Raw genomic sequence first — 19,124 nt, 5'->3', positions numbered from 1 at the left:
AATGCCAGTTCTACAAATGGGTTAAGGCCCGCTTTAGCGGAATGATCGAAACAGTATCACCCTGCCCGACGCCAAACTTGGACAGGGTGCACGCCAGTTTTTATTCTGAGTGAAAGGTAGTGAATGCACGCACGGGCTCACGGCCAGTAACCAACGTGTTCTCAATGCTGCCATCATCGGCATAACCCAAGCTCATCCCACAGACGAGCATTTGGCTCTTCGGTATTTCCAGCATTTCAGTGATGATGCTGTGATATTTAAGGAATGCTGCCTGTGGGCAGGTGTGCAAGCCTCTTCCCCGTGCGGCAATCATGAGGCTTTGCAGGAACATGCCATAATCCAGCAGGCTCCCTTCCTGAAGCACGCGGTCAATCGTGAAGAACAGGCCAACAGGCGCCCCGAAGAAGCGATAATTCCGGCCGTGTTGCTCATGCATCCTTTGTTTATCGCTTCGACTGATGCCCAACAAGCTATAGAGCCCCCACCCTACCTCCCTGCGCCGCTCGATGTAGGGAGACGTCCACTCCCTGGGGTAATACGCGTAGGGATCAGAAAAGCGTTGGTCATCAGCCGGATGGTCATCAACCTCAGCAAGTGCTGCGGACAACCGTGCCTTCATATCACCGGTAACAACATGCACATTCCAGGGCTGCAGGTTGACGCCTGTTGCGCTAAAGCGAGCAACGTTCAGCATCGCTTCGATTTCCTCTAGCGGAACTGGGGTTGGGAGGAACGACCTGATGCTCCGACGTGAGACAATTGCCCAGTCGATCAAACGGGCTGCTTCGTCCGAACCTACCGGTGATTCGCGCAAGCGATCAATAAGCATACTTGGCACCTGTCTCTCAGAATTACGGTCAGGTCAACTCGTGGGCAACCGTGGCCTTCTTCCTCACTACAGCCGAGTCCGAGCGAGATTGGTTGATCATGGTCACTGCAACAGCCCCTACCAGGCCGGCGAGCGCGATTGCCATGAAGTTCTGCTCCAGCGGCAACGCCATCGACACCAAGGCACCAATCAAAACAGGTGCGACAATCGCCCCGACGCGACCGACCCCCGATGCAAAACCGACGCCAGTCGAGCGGATGGTGGAGGGATAGAAATCGCCGGCGTATGCATAGGCCAGAAGCTGGGTGCCAAGGGTCGAGGCCCCCACGATGAACACGACGACAAAGAGCAGTTCGGTGGAGCGGGTATATCCCAGCAACGTGAGTGCGACCGCGCCCACCACATAGAACACCACCAAGACGTGCTTGATGCTGAATTTGTCGCTAAGCCATCCACCCAGAATTGCACCGAAGATCGAACCGAGGTTGAACACGATGACGAAATTCAGGGCTGAACCGAGGCTGAAACCCGCCATGGCCATCAACTTGGTGAGCCACGAATTGAGCGCATACACCATGAACAGCCCGGTCATGAATGCCATCCAGATCATGACCGTGCTGTATCCACGGCCTTCCAGGAAAAGGCTTCGTACCGGCTTGTCTTGAGCAGAGATAATCTGCGGATTGCCAACGAAATGCGTGTCATCCTTGATCACAAGGTCAGGACGAAGGCGACGCGCGATGACTCTCAACTGGTCTTGTCGACCCTGCTTCAACATAAAGCCGATAGAGTCGGGCATTGTCTTGAGAATGAAAGGAATCAATACCACTGGCAGGACTGCCACGTAAAACACGTATTGCCAACCGTAGCTTTCGATCAGTTGTTTACCCGTCAGCGCTACCAGAATTCCGCCCACCGAATAGCCTGCGAAAACGATGGTCACCAGCCGGGTGCGAACTTTCAAGGGCGAGAACTCACCCATCTGCGCCGTACAGATGGGCAACACACCGCCGATTCCCAAGCCGGCGATAAAGCGCATGATACTGAAGGTCAGCGGGCTGTCAGTGAACCCTGCCGCAGCGGTGAAAACGCTGAACAGCGCGACACACATCGCGATCATTTTCGGCCGGCCAATTCGATCTGCCAATGTGCCTAAAAAAATGGCGCCCAGCATTGTCCCGAACAATGCTGAGCCAGCCATTACCCCGGCGCTGGTTGCGTCAATTTGCATATCGGCCATGATGGCTGGCAGGGCAGCCCCCACCACTGCCAAGTCGTAACCATCAATAATCAGAATCAACACGCACCAGAATAGAATAAGTCCATGAAAGCGGTTGAACTTCGACTCTTCGGTCAACGTGTACATATTCAAAGAACTCATACCGTGTCTCCTTCAATCTTATTGTTGTGTTTTTGAAGTCCACATACGTATAGCGATCTGGCACAACTCGACCACACGCACAGGTACGCATGGTTCCGCGTGTGAGTCGGGAGAGTTGAGAGGCACCAACTAGACGGCGCCCGAGAAAAATCGTAGGCCTTATGGCAAGCGCCAACCATGCCCAATGGCATCATTCTGCTTGACCGGAACGGGCAGTTTTTGGAAAACCAGATGGCTCCGAACAGAGGGTGATCAGCCCAAGCGCAGCGGACTAGTCTCCTCGAGGGCTACGCAACGAGCGTCTGTAAGCACCAGGAGTGATACCCGTCCATTTCTTGAATGCCCTGTGGAACGCACTGGTCTCAATGAAGCCAACCTCTGACGCAACGCCATCCACCGTCATACCTGCCCGGCACAGCAGACTGATGGAAATATCCCGCCGTAGATTATCTTTGAGCCGTTGGTAGGTGAAACCCTCAGCATAGAGCCTTCGCTGTAGGGTGGAACTGGACATGCTCAAGTCGCGGGCGAGCTCATCGAGTTCAGGCCACGTGTGTGGAGAGAGCAGTTTTAATCGCCGCCGGATCATAATGCTCGTACTGTCGTCGTTACGGTATTTCACAAGGAAGTTACTTGGCGTGCCTTTTAGAAAGGCAGGAAGAGAAGCGGGCGTTTGGCAAACCTTGTACGCCAGAAAGCTCTTCTCGAACACAGCGGAGGTTCTATCGGCCCTCCACTCGATTTCCTCACAAAAGCGCATTCGATAGTCGCTGTCGTCCACCGGCTGAGGAGGACGCATCGATAACTTCACAATAGGAATGCGCCTGTCGCACAGCCAGCAAAGCAGGCCGTGCACGAGCACCAGCCAGGCACCGTAACAAAACACCCTTCGCAACTCACCATGATCATGAATGATAATTGCAGCATGCTCTCCCTCGCATTCCACCGACCCGTAGATGTCATCAAGGGCAGTCCTGAGAAACGCCAGAATCCGCTTGAGCGCCTGCCCAATGGTGTCGCAGCCGAGGGCCAATTGCGCCATCAGCTTGAAGCTACCTCTGCGAAGGGGATGACTGTCTGCCGCAAAAAACTCATCGTCGAGCAAATCCGCTAACGCAATCCACAATCTGGAGAACGTACCAGCAGGTACCCTGGCATAGCGCTGGTCCAGCAGGTGTGGATCAATATGCGCGTGGCTGAGCACAGTAGCGACATCCAGGCCACGCAGTTCTGCTCCTTGAAGTGCGTCCCGCACGAGGCTGATCGACGTAGTGCCTTTGTGGGCAGAAAACTCCATCTGGGGCTCCGTTGCTAACTCGATACCGAAGGCTGCCTTGCAAAGCATACACGCCGATCCATATAGCCAATACCCTATGTTCAGAAGCCACCAAGGGTTGAATTGGCGTCCAACTTCCTGGGGGCAGTCCAGATACAGCACCGTCTTCAAAAATCTGTGCTGTACCTGTGGCGGGCACGCCCGCGAAGAGACCAGTACAGTCAACCCGCCTCTTGCATGGCTACACACAATTCAAGAAACCGCGAGGCAGCCCGCGAAGGCGTAGCCGCATGCGGCAACAGAATGGAAAAACGCCGCACCAGCGCCTGCGGCGCTACCTGCAGCCGGTGCAGCGCCCCATCCTCATGGCGAATGGACATCGCCGACACAAAGCCAACCCCCATCCCGGCCCGGACCGCCTCTTTTACCCCTTCAACGCCCGCGATCTCCAACGCCACACGCATCGCCACGCCATCACGGGCAAACGCCCGCTCGACGATCTGCCGCACACCCGAGCCGCTTTCACGCAGTACCAACGGGTAGGCGCCGAGCGCCGCCAGCGTCTGCTGGTCACTGCCTGCCAGCGGATGCCCACGGGGCACAATCGCCACGATCTCGTCCTCGCGCCACGGCGTCACTTGCGTACCCAACGGCAATTCCTGCCCGGGCGGCCCCTCGATCAGAGCGATATCAACACTGTCCAGGGCGGCGACGATCTCCGCCGTGTTGCCATGCGAGGTGCTGACCAGCACATCTGGATAACGCCCGTGAAAATCGGCGATCAGGTAAGGCAGCAGGTAACTGGCAGGCGTGGTACTGGCGCCGATGCGCACGGTGCCGCGCTCCAGCCCGCGCATGGCCTCGCGCAGCGCTTGCGCCTGGCGGAAGGTTTCGCGCAGGCGCTCGGCATGCGCCAGCAACTGCTCACCGGCCGCTGTCAGCCGCACGCCGCGGCCGGCACGTTGGTAAAGGGGTTCGCCAAACGCCTCTTGCAAGAGCTTGAGCTGGCCGGACACCGCCGGCTGCGACAGGTGCAGGGCTTGGGCCGCATGGCTGATGTTGCCGTGTTCGGCAACCGTGGCGAACGTTATCAGCTGTTCTGGGGTCATGATTCAAAAATATCAGCTATACGGATATTTGCCATTCTAAATTACGATTTTTTATAAGCTTATAACCAGATTAACGTAGGCCGTGTCGAAACACCTTTTCCGGAGGACTCACATGGCCACGGTTCCGTCCAACCCCGCCTTTGCCCCTACCCTCTCCACCCGAGGGCGGCTCAATGGCATTCTGTTCGTCGCGCTGTTCGCGGTCGCAGTCACGCAACTGGCGGCCATACCCGCTATCGCCAACCTGGGCATCAGCCCGCTGATCGTGGGTATCGTCGCAGGTGCCCTGTATGGCAACGCGCTGCGTGACGGCGTACCGGCAAGCTGGGCGGCAGGCATCAATTTTTCCGCTCGCGGCCTGTTACGCATTGCCGTGGCATTTTTTGGCCTGCGGGTAAGCCTGCAGGAAATTGCCGAAGTCGGCTGGTCGGGGCTTATCGTCTCGGTACTGGTAGTCACCAGTACCCTGCTGATCGGCCTGTGGTGTGGCATGAAAGTGTTCAAGCTCGACCGCGATACCGCGTTGCTGACCGCCGCCGGCAGCGCCATCTGCGGCGCCGCCGCCGTGCTGGCATTCGAATCGGCGCTGCGCAGCGCCCCCCATAAAAGCGCCATGGCAGTCGGAAGCGTGGTGCTGTTCGGTACCTTGTCGATGTTCCTTTACCCACTGGCGATCAATGCCGGCTGGCTGCATCTGGATACCATGGGCGCCGGGCTGCTGCTGGGAGGCACTGTCCACGAAGTGGCGCAGGTGGTAGGCGCGGCCAGCAATGTCAGCCCCGAAGCCACGCATGTCGCCACCATCGTCAAGATGACCCGGGTCATGCTGCTGGTGCCGGTACTGCTGGTGGTGGGCCTGTGGATCAGCCGTTCGCGCAAGGCTGGCCAGGCGCAGGGCAACGGGCGCATTGCCATGCCCTGGTTCGCTTTCGGCTTCCTGGCCCTGGTCCTGGTGAATTCGCTGCAAATACTGCCTGGCAGCGTGACCCAGGCCGTGAACAGCCTGGACACCTTTGCCTTGACCATGGCCATGACGGCGTTGGGCATGGAGACCCGCTTCAGCCAGATTCGCCAGGCTGGGCCACGGGCGCTGGCCACCGGGGCGATCCTCAACCTGTGGCTGGTTGGCGGGGGGCTGGCGATTACCCTGGGGGTGCAGAAGCTGTTGGGGTGACTGGAGAGCGAGTCGGCTGCTTCGCGGGTAAACCCGCTCCTACAGGTGGGTGCTGCCCTGAAGATGGCAACGCCCCTGTAGGAGCGGGTTCACCCGCGAAGCAGGCAGCTCGGTCTCAAGGTTTTTCACAGCCCCCCTCGTTGCCGTCCACATTTCTCGGTATGGTGGTGTCAAAGAAGGATGTTTTACCCGCACAGGAAAGACTTAGATGCCTCAACGCCATGTCATCAATGCATCCGTCAGCCCCAAAGGCAGCCTGGAGACGCTGTCACAACGTGAAGTGCAGCAACTGAGTGAAGTCGGTACCGGTAGCCTCTACACACTGTTCCGCCAGTGCGCCCTGGCAATCCTCAACACCGGCGCCCATGTCGACAATGCCAAGACTATCCTTGAGGCCTACAAAGACTTCGAGGTGCGTATCCACCAACAGGACCGCGGCGTGCGCCTGGAGCTGCTGAACGCCCCGGCCGACGCCTTCGTCGATGGCGAAATGATCGCCAGCACCCGTGAAATGCTGTTCAGCGCCTTGCGCGACATCGTCTACACCGAAAGCGAGCTGGCCAGCCAGCGCATCGACCTGGAAAGCTCCCAGGGCATCACCGACTACGTTTTCCACCTGCTGCGCAACGCGCGCACCCTGCGCCCAGGCGTGGAGCCGAAGATGGTGGTGTGTTGGGGCGGCCACTCGATCAGCACCGAGGAATACCAGTACACCAAGAAGGTCGGCCATGAACTGGGCCTGCGCAAGCTGGATGTCTGCACCGGCTGCGGCCCGGGCGTGATGAAAGGCCCGATGAAGGGCGCCACCATCGCCCACGCCAAGCAACGCATGCATGGCAGCCGCTACCTGGGCCTGACCGAGCCCGGCATCATCGCCGCCGAGGCGCCCAACCCGATCGTCAACGAACTGGTGATCCTGCCAGACATCGAGAAGCGCCTGGAGGCCTTCGTGCGTGTCGGCCACGGCATCATCATCTTCCCGGGCGGTGCCGGCACGGCGGAGGAGTTCCTTTACCTGCTGGGCATCCTCATGCACCCGGACAACCACGACCTGCCGTTCCCGGTGGTGCTCACCGGCCCGCGCAGCGCCGAGCCTTATCTGCAACAGTTGCACGCTTTCGTCGGCGCCACGCTGGGTGAAGCGGCCCATCGCCTGTACGAAATCATCATTGATGACCCGGCGGAAGTCGCCCGGCACATGGTCGAAGGCCTCAAGGCGGTCAAGCAGTTCCGCCGCGAGCGCAACGATGCCTTCCACTTCAACTGGCTGCTGAAGATCGAGGAGAGCTTCCAGCGACCGTTCGACCCGACCCACCAGGCCATGGCCGACCTGGACTTGCGCCGCGAGCTGCCGCCCCATGAACTGGCGGCCAACCTGCGCCGGGCGTTTTCCGGGATTGTCGCAGGCAACGTCAAGGACAAAGGCATCCGCCTGATCGAGGAACACGGGCCGTATCAGATCCACGGTGACAGCGCCGTACTGGACCCGCTGGGCCGGCTGTTGCAGGCATTCGTCGACCAGCACCGGATGAAGCTGCCCGGCGGCGCGGAGTATGTACCGTGCTATCAGGTAGCGACCTGACCACGCTGTTTTGCTGATGACGGGCATGGATGCCCGTCAAACGCGGGGGCCGGGTGACGGGAGCGCCTGTATGGATCACCCACAGGGGTTACATGAAAGCTCACCCACCTAGGTGATTCGCTCACTGCCGGAGTTCAACCATCGCCCGCTCGAAGAACCGAATGCTGTCGCGCCCCCCACGTTTGGACTGGTACAACGCCACATCCCCCTGCTCGATCAACGCCGCCAGGCTCGCCGGCGGCTGATCGAACACGTTGGCACCAATGCTCAAGGTAACCGCCTGGGGCGTAGGCACGGTCTTGTCGGCGTACTGCTGGAACTGCTCACGCAGCCCACTCCCCAGTTCCATGACCCGTTCACTGCTCGCGCTACTGAGCAAGATGACGAACTCATCCCCGCCCAACCGCGCCGCCAGCGAGCGCTCGGGCAGCGCCGTACGAATCATCTCGCTCAAGGCAATCAGCAAACGGTCGCCGGCGATATGCCCGTGCAGGTCGTTGACCAGTTTGAAGTTGTCGATGTCGATCAACAGCAATGCCCCGGGTTGCGCCGGGCTCACGTCCTTGAAGAAATGCCCCGCCCGCACCTCCAGTGCACGCCGGTTGTACAGCGCAGTCAGCGGGTCACGGGCTGCCAGCCGGGCAATCCGCTCTTCCCGCCGGTAACGTACGGTGCCGGTCATCGACAAGGCAATCAGCATGATCGCCATCGCGCCTTCCACCAGCGAAACCTGAATGATCAGCCCGCCAAAGGTCGCCAGGTCAATCAGCGTGCCTGGCGTGATCGCGATGGCCGCCTTGGCCACATAGAACAGCCCATGGATCAGCAACACATAGCGCAGTTGCACGGCCCCGACACTCAGCGATTTGCCATGTGGCCGCAGCAGGAAACTGGCCTTGAGCGTCAGCGAGGCCACCAACAACGAGTTGACCATCAGCATCACCTTCGACCACTGCGGGCCCACGGGCAGCAGCAGCAAGGCAAACCAGACCACCACAACCATCATCCAGGCGCGTGACAAGCGCTCCTGGGTGAAGCGCAGCACGCCGATCAGGAAAAAAACGTGGGCCACCACCAGCAAGCCATTGGCGAACCAGATGCCGATGAACAGAAAGCCGACCCCGCGCAACAATGCCAGGGTGCTACCAACCGTAATCGTGGCGAAACCCGCACTCCAGTACAGCAACGAGGTTTCGCGCACACTGCGCCATTCAATCGCCAGGTACAAGGCGGCCGCAGCGGCCAAAGCGACTGAAATAGTCAGCATCGTGGGTGGATCTAACGCCATATACGCATTGGCCTGTCTGGTTAACGGGAAAAGGCCCGACTGTATGCGATCGTGATCACGTTCAGAGGGGCCTTGCAAGGTTGCCTGCACATTGTAAACCAGCCCCTGACAAAGGGCCGCGGGCAGCAATATCATAATGACATCAATGCGCGGTGCGTACCACTCTGGCCCTTCGCTGGCTTGCCGGCGACAGGGCCATTGCAGGCGACGTCAGAGCACCCGTTTGATCAACGGTTCCAGCCGGCTATAGCGCAGCCGACGCAGAAACTTGCGCACTTGCTTGGGATGTTCGGCCTTCGCCCCCAGCGCCTCTGCCGAGCCGATTCTCGGCGCAAAGCGTCGCAGCTCGCTCAACTCCGCTTCCCGTGGCGCCAGCCATTGACCCTGCGGGTCGTCGATCAGCAGGCCGTTCTCCAGGTCCAGGTTGAACCCGCGCGGGTTGAGGTTGTTGCCGGTCAGCAGCGAATAACGCTGGTCGATCCAAACGCCCTTGGCATGGAAGGTATGCCCGGGATCGTTCCAGATGCGTACTTGCAACTGGCCGCTGGCAATCGCGGCGTGGCGGCGGTGGGCGAAGGCGCGCAGGTTGTCCTCGTACAGATAGGGCAATGCACCACTGGCACTGAACGGTTCGCCAGGGGCGATGTAGAAGTCGTTGGCGGTGCGGTCACCGACAATCAGCTCCACCCCAACCCCCCGCGCCAGAGCATGGTCAAGTTCGCGCATCACGACCTGCGGCGGGTTGAAATACGGCGTACTGATGATGATCTGCGTGCGCGCCACTGCCAGCAAGGCGCACAGCGCCCGGTTCAGTGGATTGCCACGGCCCACACCCAGCAGCGGGATCACCTGCAGGCCCTGCCCCGTCACGCTGGCCGGTACCTCGTAGGCCATGCGCCGCAGCCGTGCGCGCAAACGCCGAATGTCACCGCGCAAACTGCGGGTAGAAGGTGGCGCCGGCAGGTCGAGGCGCGGTGTGGCGGTATGGTGCAGCAAACGCTGAACCAGGCCGACCATGGCATCAGCCAGTGCCGGTGACTGGAACAGGTGGTAGCGATCCAGGCGATAGCGGTCGAAACGATGCAGGTAGACGTTGTTCAGACTGGCGCCGGTGTAGATCACGCAATCGTCGATGATGCTGCCTTTGAGGTGCAACACCCCGAACAGTTCGCGGGTCTGCACTGGCACGCCATGGATCGCGATGTCCAGCCCGTGCAACTGGCGCTGGGCCTGGTACCAGGCGGCATTGCCCGGCTGACGCCCGGCCCCCAGCAGCCCGCGCCTGGCGCGGAACCAGTCGACCACGATGTTGATCTCCAGGCCTGGCCGCGCGGCCTTGGCCTGGTACAAGGCATCCAGCACTTCCTGGCCGGCCTCGTCCTCCTGCAGGTACAGCGCAACGATAACAATGCGCCGAGTCGCCGTACGGATGCGCTCGAACAAGCAGGCGCGGTAAGCCCTGGCATCGGGCAGCACCTGGATCGCTTCGGGGGCCATGGCATAGCCTGGCAAGCCCGCCAGCATGGTTTCGGGGTTCACTGACGCTCACCTTCTCTGTGCAATCACTGTCGGCCCCGCCAGCCGGCGGGGCCATTCCTGGCCGCTGCATCCGAGGTGTATGATCGACCCGGCAACGACCCATAACAACAAGAACCACGCGAGGCTCTGCTTTCTCACTGCCCCTGACCAACCAGGCCTCAGCTTGCACAGGAACAGCGCAATGGTCCACCCCGCTTCTGCAAACCTATCGCCGTCTAGTGTAAAGAATTGTTCGGCAAAGACCTTTGGCTTCCTGATTTTGCCCAATTTCACCACCATCGGCCTTGCGTCGGCGGTGGAGACCCTGCGCATGGCCAACCTGGCCGCGCGCAAGCCACTGTATCGCAGTGTGCTGATCGCCGCAGACGACGCGCCGGTGGTGGCCAGCAACGGCATGCGCGTACTGCCCGACTACAACATCACCAACGCCCCCGCGCTGGATGCCTTGCTGGTGGTCGGCGCCAACCCGATCGACCGAAGCCGTAGCAACCGCCCATTGATCGACTGGTTGCGCCAACTGGCCCGCCAGCGCTTGCCACTGGGCGGTATCTGCACCGGTAGCTATTTGCTGGCCAAGGCCGAATTGCTCAAGGGTTACCGCTGCACCATCCACTGGGAAGACCTGCCGACGTTGCAGGCACATTTCCCCGGTATCGTGATCTCCAGCCAGCTGTTCGAACTGGACCGCGACCGTTACACCTGCTCAGGCGGCGTGGCGGCCATGGACATGATGCTGCAACTGGTGGCCCGGGACACGGGCGGCCAGGACATCGCGGCCAAGGCCGCCGAGCTGTTGCTGTGCGACCGCGTACGCGGTGAGCGTGAGCGCCAGCGTGTACCGCTGCGCACCCTGCTCGGCAGCGCTCAGCCCAAACTGAGCCAGGTGGTGGCGATCATGGAGGCCAATCTGGAGGAACCGCTGGGGCTGGAGGAACTGGCCAGCCTCAACGACGTGACCGTGCGCCAATTGGAGCGGCTGTTCCACAAGTACCTGCAGCGCACGCCCAGCCAGTATTACCTGGAGCTGCGGCTGTCGCGGGCGCGGGAGTTACTGCTGCGCAGCGACGTGCAAGTGCGTGAGGTGGCGCTGGCCTGCGGCTTCAGTTCGCCTGCGCATTTCTCCAAGAGTTATAGCCGGTTCTTCGGGCTGTCGCCTTTAGGGGAGCGGCGGCAGGCCTCTCTCCATTGAATGGGGTCATGTATTGGCTTGGGGCCTCTTCGCGGGCAAGCCCGCTCCTACACGCACGTGGTCCGCCACAGGCTTTTGTAGGAGCGGGTTCACCCGCGAAAGGGCCGGGCCTGCTGGCCAATCTCCACCCGCCGCTCACCGTTGCCGCCGCCACCGTATTCGCGGGCAAACCCGCTCCTACACGCACATCGGTGGTCCGCCACAGGCCGTTGTAGGGGCGGGCTTGCCCGCGAAGAGGCCAGTGCAGGTCAACTAATCTTCAAGGGCCGCGTGCGCCGTCTCCCGACACATCAGCATGGCCACCAGCGCCACCAGTGCTGCCGCCAGCAAGTATCCTGCCGGGGCCAGCTTGCTGCCCGTCACCTGAATCAGCCAGGTGGCAATGAACGGCGCAGTCCCGCCAAACAGCGCATTGGCCACATTGAAGCTCAAGGCAAACCCGCTGAAGCGCACCCGGGTCGGAAAGATTTCGGCCAGCAGGCACGGCAAGGTCCCGTCGTTCATCGCCAGCATCGCACCGAAAAGGATCTGGATGGCCAGAATCACCAGCAGAGGCTGGCCGTCCAGCAGGCGAAACAACGGCACGGTCAACCCCAGGAACAACAGCGAGGCCACCACCAGCATGGTCTTGCGACCAAACTGGTCGGACAGCCGCCCCATCAGGAAGATCAAGCCGATATAGGTGGCCAGCGACACCGTCGAGGCGATGAACGAATCCCGCTCGCTCATGCCCATTTCACTGGACAGGTAGGTCGGCATGTAACTGAGCAACAGGTAGAACGCAACCGCATTCAGGCAGGTGACACCCATGCCGATCGCCAGGCTGCGCCGGTGCTGGCCCAGCAGTTCGCGCAGCGGCGTCGTGGCCATGCCGGCCTTGGTTTCCAGGCGCTGCTCCATCTCCAGGAACTTGGGCGTGTCCTGCAAGCTCATGCGGATATAGCGCCCTACCAGGCCGAACGGCGCCGCCAGCAGGAACGGCAGGCGCCAGCCCCACTCATGCAGGGCTTCACTGCTGAGCAGCTCATGCAGCACCGCGACGAACGCCGCACCGAACAACAACCCCGCCGCCGTGCTGGCCGGCACGATGCTGGTGTACAAGCCACGCCGCCCAGGCGGCGCGTACTCGGCCAGGAACGCAGCGGCCCCGGCGTACTCACCCGAGGCGGAAAACCCCTGTACCAGGCGGATCAGCAACAGCAAGGCCGGTGCCCACAGCCCGATCTGCGCATAGCCCGGCAACAAGCCGATGCAGAAGGTGGATACCGACATGATCAGGATCGACCACGAGAGCGCGTTTCGCCGACCGTGTCGATCGCCGAAATGGCCCCAGACGATGCCACCCAGCGGGCGCACCAGGAACGACAGGGCGAATACCGCGAAGGTGGCCAGCAAACCGGTGGTCTTGTCAGTTTGCGGGAAGAAGGTGGCGGCGATGATGGTGGCCAGATAGCCGTAGGCGGCGTAGTCAAACCACTCGACGAAGTTGCCCATGAAGCTGGCCCGGGCGGCCTTGCGCAGCGCCTGGCGTTCGGCGTTGTGTGCGGGGCCGGCGATGGCGGATGGGTCTAGGGTGGTGCTGGACATGACGGGTACCCTCTGGTTCTTTTAATTGGAGGCAGGGTCTGGTGGTCATACGGGGATCTTGTTGTTGTCTGGGCCAGCCTTTTCGCGGGTGAACCCGCGCCTACGACAACGGTGAAATCCCCGTAGGAGCGGGCTTGCCCGCGAAGCAGCCGACGCCGATGCTTATTTGCGAATGATGTTGTGCTCCGGCCCATACGGGAACTTGGTGATGTTCTCGGCGCCGCTGTCGTTGACGATCAGGATGTCATGCTCGCGATAACCGCCCGCCCCCGGCCGCCCTTCAGGCAGCATGATCATCGGCTCGATCGACACCACCATGCCCGGTTCCAGTACGGTATCGATGTCCTCGCGCAGCTCCAGCCCCGCCTCGCGGCCGTAGTAATGGCTGAGCGTGCCGAACGAATGGCCATAGCCGAAGGTGCGGTACTGCAGCAGGTCATGGCGCAGGAAGATCTCGTTCAGTTCGCGGGCGATATCGCTGCAGCGCATGCCTGGGCGCACCAGTTGCAGCCCGGCTTCGTGCACTTCGACGTTGGCCTGCCACAGGCGCAGGTACTCGTCCGGGCAGTGGTCAAGGAACAGGGTGCGCTCCAGCGCGGTGTAATAACCGGCGATCATGGGGAAACAGTTGAGGCTGAGGATCTCGCCCTTGCCCACACGGCGGCTGGTGACCGGGTTGTGTGCGCCATCGGTGTTGAGCCCGGACTGGAACCAGGTCCAGGTGTCCATCAGCTCGGCGTCCGGGAAGCGTTTGGCAATTTCGCGCACCATCGCCTGGGTGGCATGCAGTGCCACCTCGTACTCGGGCACCTGCTCACGCAGGGCCTCGACCACTGCCGCTCCGCCGATGTCGGCCACCTGTGCACCGTGACGGATAAGCGCCTGCTCCTCGGCCGACTTGATCATGCGCATACGCATGCACGGCGCAGCGATGTCCACCAGCTCGGCCTTGGGGTAGCAGGCGGCGAATTTGCCGTGGTTCTGCAGGTTCAGGTGGTCGTACTCCACGCCGATGCGCGAGGCCAGCGGCAACGCCTGCTGGATGGCGACGAAATAGTTGTCGCGCTGCCAGTCGGTGTAGACGATGTTGTCAGTGCCCACCGTGCGCCGCCAGGGTTGCCCGCCGTCGATATTGGCGCTGATCGAGACCACCTTGTCCTGGGTGATCACCAGCGCATAAGGGCGGCCGAACGAGCAGTAGAGGAAATCGCTGTAATAGTTGACGTTGTGATACGAGGTGAAGATTGCCGCCTCGATGTCCTGCTCGGCCATATAGGCCCGCAGCCGGGCGTGGCGAGCAGCGTATTCCTGAGCGGAGAAGGTTGGTTGTACCTTGTCGCCATTGCGGATTTTCAGGGTCTTGGGCATTTGCATGGTCGGGGTTCCTTGTCGTTGTGAGCACGCTGTTCAGGCCGGCCGCCTGAGAAGCATTGCAACAGAACCGACGAGGACACTTTTGTATCTATCCGACCTGGAATTGGCGGGATGACCACTGGCCAAGGGGGCGCTGAGCGCCCCCCCGCCAGGCAACGCTATTTCAGATCAAAGCGGTCCAGCTCCATGACCTTCTGCCAGGCGGCCACAAAGTCCCGGACAAACTTGTCACCGCCATCACTGCTGGCATACACCTCGCTCAACGCCCGCAACTGGGCATGCGAACCGAACACCAGATCGACCCGGCTACCGCTCCACTTCACCTGCCCGGTCTTGCGGTCGCGGCCTTCAAAGGTTTCGTTGTCCGCCGAGGTCGGCTTCCACTCCACGCTCATATCCAGCAAGTTGCGGAAGAAGTCGTTGCTCAGCGTCCCCGGCTTGTCGGTGAACACGCCGAGTTTGCTACCACCATGGTTGGCACCGAGCACCCGCAGGCCACCGATCAGCACGGTCAGCTCTGGCGCGGTCAAGGTCAGCAACTGCGCCTTGTCCAGCAACAGTTTCTCGGCCTTGACGCTGTAGCGTGCCTTGGTGAAGTTGCGGAAGCCATCGGCCAGCGGTTCCAGCACGGCGAACGACTCGACGTCGGTCTGCTCCTGGGACGCATCGACTCGGCCCGGACGGAACCCTACGCTGCCGCTGTAGCCCGCATCCTTGGCAGCTTTTTCGACTGCCGCGGTACCGGCCAGCACGATCAGGTCAGCCAGGGAAACCTTCTTGCCGCTGCTGTTGAACTCGCCCTGGATCTTCTCCAATGCCGCCAGCACCTTGTCCACGCCCTGGTTTGCAGCCCAGTCCTTCTGTGGCGCCAAGCGCAAACGCGCGCCGTTGGCACCACCGCGCTTGTCGGAGCCGCGGAAGGTCGACGCGGATGCCCAGGCGGTGGAGACCAGTTCGCCCACGCTCAAACCCGAGGCCAGGATCCTGGCCTTGAGGGTCGCGATGTCTTGCTCGCTGATCGTGGATGGGTCAGCTTTGGGCAACGGGTCTTGCCACAGCAACTCTTCATTGGGCATTTCCGGGCCCAGATAGCGCGCCAGCGGGCCCATGTCGCGGTGGATCAGCTTGTACCATGCACGGGCGAACGCATCCGCCAACTGGTCAGGGTTGTCTTTGAAACGGCGGGCGATCGGCTCGTAGATGGGGTCGAAGCGCAATGCCAGGTCGGAGGTCAACATCGACGGTGCATGCCTTTTACCGGGATCGTGTGCATCGGGCACCATGCCTGCGCCTTTGCCGTCTTTCGGCCGCCACTGGTGCGCGCCGGCCGGGCTTTTGGTCAACTCCCACTCAAAGTCGAACAGGTTATTCAGGTACTCGTTGCTCCACCGGGTCGGGGTGGAGGTCCAGGTCACTTCCAGGCCACTGGTGATGGTATCCCCGCCTTTGCCGGAGCCAAACGTGTTGTGCCAGCCCAGGCCCTGCATCTCCAGGCCTGCCGCTTCCGGCTCGGGGCCGACGTTGTCGGCGGGGCCGGCACCATGGGTCTTGCCGAACGCGTGGCCACCGGCGATCAAGGCCACGGTTTCTTCATCGTTCATGGCCATGCGGCCAAAGGTTTCACGGATGTCCTTGCCCGAGGCCACAGGGTCGGGGTTACCTTCCGGGCCTTCCGGGTTCACGTAGATCAGGCCCATCTGCACGGCGGCCAGCGGGTTTTCCAGGTTACGCTCGGCCGACAGGTCGCGATTCTGCTCTTCACCATGCTTGGCCGGCTCGGCCACCAGGTCACCCTGCCCCGGCGGCTGCGCCTTGACCTGATCCTTGCCGTAACGGGTATCGCCGCCCAGCCAGACCTTTTCCGACCCCCAGTACACGTCTTCGTCCGGCTCCCACACATCGGCACGCCCGCCGGAGAAGCCGAAGGTCTTGAAGCCCATGGATTCGAGGGCAACATTACCGGTGAGTACGATCAGGTCGGCCCAGGAAATCTTGTTGCCGTACTTCTGCTTGATCGGCCACAGCAGGCGCCGGGCCTTGTCCAGGCTGACGTTGTCCGGCCAGCTGTTGAGCGGGGCGAAGCGTTGCTGGCCAGAGCCCGCACCACCGCGGCCATCACCAATGCGGTAGGTGCCGGCGCTATGCCAGGCCATGCGGATGAACAGCGGGCCGTAGTGGCCGAAGTCGGCCGGCCACCAATCCTGCGAGTCGGTCATCAAGGCGGTGAGGTCTTTCTTCAGGGCCTGAAAGTCGAGGCTCTTGAACGCCTTGGCATAGTCGAAGTCCGGGTCGGGGCTGGACTTGGAGGAATGCTGGTGAAGAATTCTCAGGTTGAGCTGGTCAGGCCACCAGTCACGGTTGGTGGTGCCGCCACCTGCGGTTTGATGGAACGGGCATTTCGATTCGTTCGACATCTGCGGGTACCTTTGGGTCGGTTATCCAGATTTCCGGTCTATGCCAGTGTTCTTTCAGCCGAGCGGGTGGGCTCGTACTACCCCTCATCAGGTGTACATGGGGCTTGCGAAGCTGTCACGGCGGGGGGGCACGGTCTTGCACGCAGGTGCTGACGCGCTGCCCTGTCGCGGAATTCGCGGGGCCACGAGAAAGACTAGCCGAGCTTGGGCAGAGGTCTAATAGAGTGGCTGTTGGAGCCTGATAGGCTGGCTCTGTCAAGCGCAGGCCTGTATCGGCCTCATCGCGGTCAAGCCCGCGATGAGGCCGGCACATCCATACAAGGCACAAGGCCCCGCGCCATGCTTCAATACACAGCCATACCCTTTGCCCAGGACGCCGAGCCCTCATGAACCGCAACGACCTGCGCCGCGTCGACATGAACCTGCTGGTGCTGTTCGAAGCCCTGATGATCGAACGCAACCTGACCCGCGTGGGTGAAAAGCTGTTTATCACCCAATCCACCGTCAGCGCCGCCCTCGCCCGCCTGCGCGAGCTGTTCGACGACCCGCTGCTGATCCGCAGCGGCCGGGCCATGGAACCCACCCCACGGGCCATGCAGATCTTTGCTGAACTGGGCCCGGCCATGGACGTGATTTCCGCTGCCATCAGCCGCGCCCGCGAGTTCGACCCGGCCAACAGCTGCAACGTGTTCCGCCTGGGCCTTTCTGACGATGCCGAGTTCGGCCTGTTTCCGGCCCTGCTGCAGGCCCTGCGTGAAGAAGCCCCCGCCATTAGCGTGGTAGTGCGGCGGGCCAATTTCCTGCTGATGCCGGGCCTTCTGGCCAGCGGCGAGATCTCGGTAGGTGTGAGCTATACCACCGACCTGCCGGCCACCGCCAAACGCCGCAAACTGCGCGACATCGGTGTACGGGTGCTGCGCGCCGACGACCGCCCGGGGCCGCTGACCCTCGACGAATACTGCGCCCGCCCGCATGTGATGGTGTCGTTCTCCGGTGACATGAGCGGCAACATCGACCTCGACCTGGCACGCATCGGGCGTTGCCGCAAGGTGGTGCTGGCGGTGCCGCAGTTCGGTAGCCTGCGTGCCCTGCTGCGCAACACCGAGCTGATCGCCACCGTGCCGGACTATGCCGCTTGTGCCCTCGCCGACGACGGCAGCCTGCGCGCCGACCCGGCGCCGTTCGATATCACCGAGGCCGAGCTGTCGATGGTCTGGAGCGGCGCCCAGGACAACGACCCCGCCGAGCGCTGGCTGCGCGACCGCATCCTGCAGTTCATGGCCACGCAGTGATGTCCTCTTCGCAGCGCAACGCTGCGCCTACCGGTCGTACAGCCTGAAGCACGCGGCTGCTATTTGCCGCGCTGCATCCAGGCTGCACCAAGCCCACTGAGGCAGATCACCAAAATCCCCACCAGGCTCAGGGTATCCGGCACCTGGCTGTACACCACGAAGCCAAGCAACCCGGCAAACACGATCTGGCAATAGCTGAACGGCGCCAGCAACGCCGGCGCCGCATGGCGGAAGGCCTGGGTCAACAGCAGGTGCGCAGTCATGCCAAAGCCGCCCAGTGCCAGCATCAACAGGGCATGGTCCCAGCGCGGCACCTCCCAGAAGAACGGCACCAGCGCACTCATTGCCAAGGTGTTGCACAACCCCGCATAGAAGTTGCTGGTGGTCGGGCTGTCATGCGCCGCCAGAATCCGCGTCAGCAACTGATAGAAGCAGAAGCCCAATGCCGAACCGAACGGATACAGAATGGCCGGGGTAAACATCGCCCCGCCAGGGTGCACCACCACCAGCACGCCGATAAAGCCCATCACCACCGCCACCCACTGCCCCGCTGTCACTCGCTCTTTGAGCAGCGGAGCCGACAACGCGGTGACCAGCACCGGGGCAAGGAAGTTGACGGCCGTGGCCTCGGCCAGTGGCAGGTATTGCAAGCCGGTCGTGAACAGCAGGCTGGTGCTCAGCAGGCTCAGGGCCCGCAAGGTCTGCAATACCGGCCGGCGGGTGCGCAATACGTTGAGCCCAGACTTGGGCAGGAAGATGCCGGCCATCAGCAACGTGTGCACCACATAACGCGCCCACACCACCATGACTATCGGGTACAGGCCACCCAGGAATTTGGACAAGGCATCGTGGCTGGCGAACAGGAACGTCGCCACCACCACCAACGCGATGCCGCGCAGGGGTTGGTTGACGCCGGACAGCGGTGTGCTGGAACTCATGGCTCTCTCGATGACGGCGGGGCAACATGCCTCGCCCAAGGAAGGCCGCGCAGGCATTGCCTGGCGGATGTAACAGCTGGGATTCTAGAAGAGATGGCGCAGAATAAGGAAGTTCATTTGCCGCTTGCCCCGGCCAAGTGCAATTTCTGTTC

General features: G+C 61.7%; 14 protein-coding genes. 4 read left to right on the top strand and 10 right to left on the bottom strand.

The features are described from left to right. Positions 1-100: 100 nt before the first annotated feature. The 4 genes from ACI7M0_RS10545 to ACI7M0_RS10530 form a co-directional block, all read right to left on the bottom strand. A complete protein-coding gene (locus tag ACI7M0_RS10545) occupies positions 101-829 on the bottom strand; it encodes a nitroreductase (protein WP_020192108.1) in 729 nt (242 codons plus the stop codon). A 28-nt stretch (positions 830-857) separates the two neighbouring features. Then, the gene (locus tag ACI7M0_RS10540) at positions 858-2,210 is read right to left on the bottom strand and encodes an MFS transporter (RefSeq protein ID WP_129932047.1); all 1,353 of its coding nucleotides are present in this window, start codon (positions 2,208-2,210) and stop codon (positions 858-860) included. Positions 2,211-2,481: 271 nt separating this feature from the next. Beyond that, positions 2,482-3,507, bottom strand: a complete 1,026-nt coding sequence (locus ACI7M0_RS10535) for an AraC family transcriptional regulator (protein WP_104962869.1) — start codon at positions 3,505-3,507, stop codon at positions 2,482-2,484. Positions 3,508-3,707: 200 nt separating this feature from the next. Then, entirely contained in the window at positions 3,708-4,595 is an 888-nt protein-coding gene (locus ACI7M0_RS10530; protein WP_104961442.1) for a LysR family transcriptional regulator, read from the bottom strand. Positions 4,596-4,707: 112 nt separating this feature from the next. Between ACI7M0_RS10530 and ACI7M0_RS10525 the strand changes: the two genes are divergently transcribed. Together ACI7M0_RS10525 and ppnN are read left to right on the top strand one after the other, a co-directional pair. Further along, a complete protein-coding gene (locus ACI7M0_RS10525; RefSeq protein ID WP_129932048.1) occupies positions 4,708-5,769 on the top strand; it encodes a YeiH family protein in 1,062 nt (353 codons plus the stop codon). 208 nt (positions 5,770-5,977) lie between these two features. Further along, positions 5,978-7,351: a nucleotide 5'-monophosphate nucleosidase PpnN gene (gene ppnN, locus ACI7M0_RS10520; RefSeq protein WP_014590577.1), complete on the top strand. Its 1,374-nt coding sequence runs from the start codon at positions 5,978-5,980 to the stop codon at positions 7,349-7,351. Positions 7,352-7,472: 121 nt separating this feature from the next. Here ppnN and ACI7M0_RS10515 read toward each other — a convergent pair whose 3' ends face one another. Then, a complete protein-coding gene (locus ACI7M0_RS10515; RefSeq protein WP_129932049.1) occupies positions 7,473-8,618 on the bottom strand; it encodes a GGDEF domain-containing protein in 1,146 nt (381 codons plus the stop codon). Between the two features lie 231 nt (positions 8,619-8,849). Next, positions 8,850-10,178, bottom strand: a complete 1,329-nt coding sequence (gene pssA, locus ACI7M0_RS10510; protein ID WP_129932050.1) for a CDP-diacylglycerol--serine O-phosphatidyltransferase — start codon at positions 10,176-10,178, stop codon at positions 8,850-8,852. Between the two features lie 181 nt (positions 10,179-10,359). Between pssA and ACI7M0_RS10505 the strand changes: the two genes are divergently transcribed. Further along, the gene (locus ACI7M0_RS10505; protein ID WP_019751089.1) at positions 10,360-11,367 is read left to right on the top strand and encodes a GlxA family transcriptional regulator; all 1,008 of its coding nucleotides are present in this window, start codon (positions 10,360-10,362) and stop codon (positions 11,365-11,367) included. A 252-nt stretch (positions 11,368-11,619) separates the two neighbouring features. On the opposite strand, the gene ACI7M0_RS10500 is transcribed toward ACI7M0_RS10505, so the two are convergent. From ACI7M0_RS10500 to katG, 3 genes are all read right to left on the bottom strand, one after another. Continuing rightward, a complete protein-coding gene (locus ACI7M0_RS10500; RefSeq protein ID WP_010954505.1) occupies positions 11,620-12,954 on the bottom strand; it encodes an MFS transporter in 1,335 nt (444 codons plus the stop codon). A 162-nt stretch (positions 12,955-13,116) separates the two neighbouring features. Beyond that, complete coding sequence (locus ACI7M0_RS10495; protein WP_020191657.1) at positions 13,117-14,328, bottom strand: M24 family metallopeptidase; 1,212 nt, start codon at positions 14,326-14,328, stop codon at positions 13,117-13,119. 158 nt (positions 14,329-14,486) lie between these two features. Beyond that, entirely contained in the window at positions 14,487-16,742 is a 2,256-nt protein-coding gene (gene katG / locus ACI7M0_RS10490; RefSeq protein WP_104887789.1) for a catalase/peroxidase HPI, read from the bottom strand. A gap of 386 nt (positions 16,743-17,128) precedes the next feature. Here katG and ACI7M0_RS10485 point away from each other — a divergent pair, with 386 nt between their 5' ends. Continuing rightward, positions 17,129-18,034, top strand: a complete 906-nt coding sequence (locus ACI7M0_RS10485) for a LysR family transcriptional regulator (protein ID WP_020192324.1) — start codon at positions 17,129-17,131, stop codon at positions 18,032-18,034. Between the two features lie 59 nt (positions 18,035-18,093). On the opposite strand, the gene ACI7M0_RS10480 is transcribed toward ACI7M0_RS10485, so the two are convergent. Then, complete coding sequence (locus ACI7M0_RS10480) at positions 18,094-18,972, bottom strand: DMT family transporter (RefSeq protein WP_129932052.1); 879 nt, start codon at positions 18,970-18,972, stop codon at positions 18,094-18,096. Positions 18,973-19,124 lie beyond the last annotated feature (152 nt).

Origin of the sequence: Pseudomonas sp. 10(2024) (assembly GCF_045164175.1) — a bacterium.
Lineage (GTDB): Bacteria > Pseudomonadota > Gammaproteobacteria > Pseudomonadales > Pseudomonadaceae > Aquipseudomonas > Aquipseudomonas alloputida.
Note: the sequence above shows the minus strand (reverse complement) of the source record. Positions and strands in the feature narration are given on the sequence as shown.

Coding starts and splice junctions, on each gene's coding strand:
- ACI7M0_RS10545 (WP_020192108.1), bottom strand. CDS start 829: ATGCTTATTGATCGCTTGCGCGAATCACCGGTAGGTTCGGACGAAGCA.
- ACI7M0_RS10540 (WP_129932047.1), bottom strand. CDS start 2,210: ATGAGTTCTTTGAATATGTACACGTTGACCGAAGAGTCGAAGTTCAAC.
- ACI7M0_RS10535 (WP_104962869.1), bottom strand. CDS start 3,507: ATGGAGTTTTCTGCCCACAAAGGCACTACGTCGATCAGCCTCGTGCGG.
- ACI7M0_RS10530 (WP_104961442.1), bottom strand. CDS start 4,595: ATGACCCCAGAACAGCTGATAACGTTCGCCACGGTTGCCGAACACGGC.
- ACI7M0_RS10525 (WP_129932048.1), top strand. CDS start 4,708: ATGGCCACGGTTCCGTCCAACCCCGCCTTTGCCCCTACCCTCTCCACC.
- ppnN (WP_014590577.1), top strand. CDS start 5,978: ATGCCTCAACGCCATGTCATCAATGCATCCGTCAGCCCCAAAGGCAGC.
- ACI7M0_RS10515 (WP_129932049.1), bottom strand. CDS start 8,618: ATGCTGACTATTTCAGTCGCTTTGGCCGCTGCGGCCGCCTTGTACCTG.
- ACI7M0_RS10505 (WP_019751089.1), top strand. CDS start 10,360: ATGGTCCACCCCGCTTCTGCAAACCTATCGCCGTCTAGTGTAAAGAAT.
- ACI7M0_RS10500 (WP_010954505.1), bottom strand. CDS start 12,954: ATGTCCAGCACCACCCTAGACCCATCCGCCATCGCCGGCCCCGCACAC.
- ACI7M0_RS10495 (WP_020191657.1), bottom strand. CDS start 14,328: ATGCAAATGCCCAAGACCCTGAAAATCCGCAATGGCGACAAGGTACAA.
- katG (WP_104887789.1), bottom strand. CDS start 16,742: ATGTCGAACGAATCGAAATGCCCGTTCCATCAAACCGCAGGTGGCGGC.
- ACI7M0_RS10485 (WP_020192324.1), top strand. CDS start 17,129: ATGAACCGCAACGACCTGCGCCGCGTCGACATGAACCTGCTGGTGCTG.
- ACI7M0_RS10480 (WP_129932052.1), bottom strand. CDS start 18,972: ATGAGTTCCAGCACACCGCTGTCCGGCGTCAACCAACCCCTGCGCGGC.